The sequence below is a fragment of the Streptococcus danieliae genome, assembly GCF_013415245.1.
In the GTDB taxonomy this organism is placed as follows: Bacteria; Bacillota; Bacilli; order Lactobacillales; family Streptococcaceae; genus Streptococcus; species Streptococcus danieliae_A.
This window is the reverse complement of sequence record NZ_JACBXX010000229.1, coordinates 1-1,023: the sequence shown is the minus strand read 5'-3', so window position 1 is coordinate 1,023 and position 1,023 is coordinate 1. Positions and strand designations below refer to the sequence as shown.

1 protein-coding gene is annotated in these 1,023 nt (G+C 42.6%); it reads left to right on the top strand.

What is annotated here, in order from left to right; translation table 11 throughout:
- A partial coding sequence (locus tag HZY94_RS09800; protein WP_179925966.1) for a Rib/alpha-like domain-containing protein occupies nt 1-734 on the top strand: 734 nt, incomplete at its 5' end.
- Nucleotides 735-1,023 lie beyond the last annotated feature (289 nt).

Genomic DNA, 1,023 nt, shown 5'->3' with positions numbered 1-1,023 from the left:
CAGAAGATCCAAGTCAAGCGGACAGTAACACACCAGCTCCAATGGATCAGACTGTTAAAGTTGGCGAAACACCATCAGCCGAGAAATCAATCGGTAACATGACTGAGCTTCCAGCAGGTACTAAGGTAGCATTCGAAACACCAGTAGATACCAGCAAGTCAGGTGAGCAACAAGTAACTGTTTTGGTAACTTACCCAGATGGTTCTCAAGACAAGGTTTCTGTGACAGTTAAGGTTGCAGAAAATCCAAGTCAAGCGGACAGTAACACACCAGCTCCAATGGATCAGACTGTTAAAGTTGGCGAAACACCATCAGCCGAGAAATCAATCGGTAACATGACTGAGCTTCCAGCAGGTACTAAGGTAGCATTCGAAACACCAGTAGATACCAGCAAGTCAGGTGAGCAACAAGTAACTGTTGTGGTAACTTACCCAGATGGTTCTCAAGACAAGGTTTCTGTAACTATTAAAGTTGTTCTTCCTGAGATAGAGGCTTCTGGTCAAGATGAGGCTGCTAAGGACAACAATGATAATGTGACTCAATCCATGATTGTTGGTCAGAAATCAGTTTCATCAGAATCTAAGACACAAGTGTCTGCAGCTGTAGCTGCAACTGGTCAGGAAAGCTTGCCAAATACAGGTGAGCAATCAACTGACGGTGCAATGGCTCTTGGTGTCGGACTGCTTCTATCTGCGATTGGTTTGAAAGCAAGACGTCGTCGTGAAGAAGATTAATCACATGTGTGATTGTTTCTAGTTAGAAGCACTAAGGCTCCCTTCGGGGAGCCTTTTTTGATAGTGCTGGTGGGATTTGCTAGAATCGGGACAAACGAGGAGGATACGGAATGTCAAAACAAAATTTGAATTGGGCAACGCTGGGAACATGTGTGATTGCTAATACTCATTTAAAATCAAAAGTTGAAAAATAATGGATGCTTAGTTTTGAAATACAACAATATAAAACCACTACGTATCTAGAAAGGACCTTGTCCATTCTCTATTCACAATGGATTTTAAGGTTTGG